This window comes from Burkholderia sp. Ac-20345 (assembly GCF_017104825.1).
In the GTDB taxonomy this organism is placed as follows: Bacteria; Pseudomonadota; Gammaproteobacteria; order Burkholderiales; family Burkholderiaceae; genus Burkholderia; species Burkholderia lata_B.
In genome coordinates this window covers 1-1,728 of sequence record NZ_JAAGPO010000478.1, presented here as the reverse complement: position 1 = coordinate 1,728, position 1,728 = coordinate 1, and the positions used below count along the sequence as shown (strand labels likewise).

At 69.8% G+C, this 1,728-nt stretch carries 3 protein-coding genes; all 3 read right to left on the bottom strand.

The features are described from left to right. Positions 1 to 298: 298 nt before the first annotated feature. Positions 299 to 739 carry a flagellar protein FlgN gene (locus G3O06_RS48100; RefSeq protein ID WP_174918200.1) on the bottom strand — a complete coding sequence of 147 codons (441 nt, stop codon included), beginning with the start codon at positions 737 to 739 and terminating at the stop codon, positions 299 to 301. Positions 740 to 811: 72 nt separating this feature from the next. Then, positions 812 to 1,141: a flagellar biosynthesis anti-sigma factor FlgM gene (flgM, locus tag G3O06_RS48095; RefSeq protein ID WP_174918199.1), complete on the bottom strand. Its 330-nt coding sequence runs from the start codon at positions 1,139 to 1,141 to the stop codon at positions 812 to 814. A 118-nt stretch (positions 1,142 to 1,259) separates the two neighbouring features. After that, positions 1,260 to 1,728: flagellar basal body P-ring formation chaperone FlgA (gene flgA / locus G3O06_RS48090; RefSeq protein ID WP_205820418.1), on the bottom strand; the 469-nt coding region annotated here is incomplete at its 5' end.

The window sequence follows — 1,728 nt, the reverse complement described above, 5'->3', positions numbered from 1 at the left end:
CCGTCGGCGTGGGCAGCGGCGCGGGGCCGGCGGCCTGCGCGACGGGGAGCGTCAATGCGGCGCCCAGCGCCGCGACGGCGGAAACGGCGGTGATGCGGGATGAAAACGGAATGCGGAAATATGGCATGCGGCCCTCTTCTGATTGTTGTGACGGGACGGCGGCGCGGCTGCGCAGCCGTGTATCGGAAGGGACCGTGGGTGCCGGGCTCGGGCCCGGTCTGTCGAAACGTGAGATGCCGCGCATGGCGGCGAAATGCGGAAAGTACGGTGGCGGCGCTGCCGCCGGTCAGTCAGTGCTTCAGCGCGTGAGTGCCGACACGCGCCCGTCGGGGCCGTAGACGCCGGCAGGCGCCGGGGCCGAGCGCAGTACCGCGAGCGCGCGCTCGTTGTAGTCCATCCGGATCCGGATCAGCATCCCGTTGTTCGCATTGGCCTGGCGCGCGCGTTCGGCGGATTGCTGCAGCAACTGCCAGCGGCCGGCGAGGCGGGCATCGCGCTCGGCGGCCTGGTCCATCCCCTTCTTGCCGGCCGGAAAGCCGAGTGCGGAAAGCTGCGTGTCGCGCGTGCGTTCGAGCTGCGCGAGCCGGTCGATCAGCTCGGTTTTCTTTTCGACGATCCCGGGCAGCATCTCGAGCGGCTGGGCCATCGTCAGCGCCTTTTCCTCGTAGGCGAGCAGCGACGCGAACGCCTCGACCGTCGCGTGTTCGTCGTTGACCGTGGCCAGCAGCTCTTCTCTCATCGCGTCATGCTCGTCGCGCCGGCGCGTTGGACGCGCCGGCAAACCGGGGGGACCGGCCTCGCGAGGCCGGCTTCAGCTGCCCGGGCGCTGCTGCTGCAGCAGCTCGCGGGCGGTATTCAATACGCCGTCGGCAATCTTGCTCGCGTCGATCGTCAGCGTGCCGTTGTTCAGCGCGTCCTTGATCGACTGGACCAGGCCCGTGTCGATATCGCCGTTGCCGGACGCGGACACCGAACGCAGCTGGCCGGACAGACCCGACAGGTTCACGGTCGTGTCGCCGCCGGTCGACCCTGCGTCGCCCGCCTGCGCGGACGAAGACGAGGCCGTGCCGGATTGCGCACGCGGCGCGCCGTTGCCGGTCGGCGCCAGGGGGCTCGGGTTCGGAGTGGAATCGATCTTCACGATGGGTTTCCTGTTCGGTTTGACCCAGATAACGGCCGGGTCGGCCCGAACTTTAGCATCGCGAGCCCGAAATGCTCCGAATAAACAATTCTTTACACTCTTGCGGCGAGATCCGTCCCTATAGCGGAATTTCCACGGTGCCGGCGTCCTTGACGATCGCCGTGACGATCTGGCCCGCGGCCATCCGCACCCGTACCGACTGGCCGGGCGCCGCATTGGCCAGCGCGCTGCCCTCGGCCGAAATCGTGAAACCGGGCCCGGCCGCGACGACCCGCACCGTCTGGCCCGCCGACACCGACGCCGCGCTCTTCAGCATGTCCTGTCGCAGCGGCAGCCCGGCCGAGATGCGCGCGAGCGCGGTCGCGCCGATCGCCTGCGCCGGATCGGTGATCACCGCGAGCGGCAGCACCGTCAGGTCGCCGTCGCGGGCGACCAGGTCGGCCGCGGAGAGCGGCTCGCCGGGCGCGATCTGGCGTGCGGCGACGTAATAGGTGGCCTGCACGGTGACTTTCGCCTGCAGGTAGACGGTCCACGGCCGCTCGCCCGCGCAGCGCACGCCGACTGTCGTGCGGCCCCACAGGCGCGCA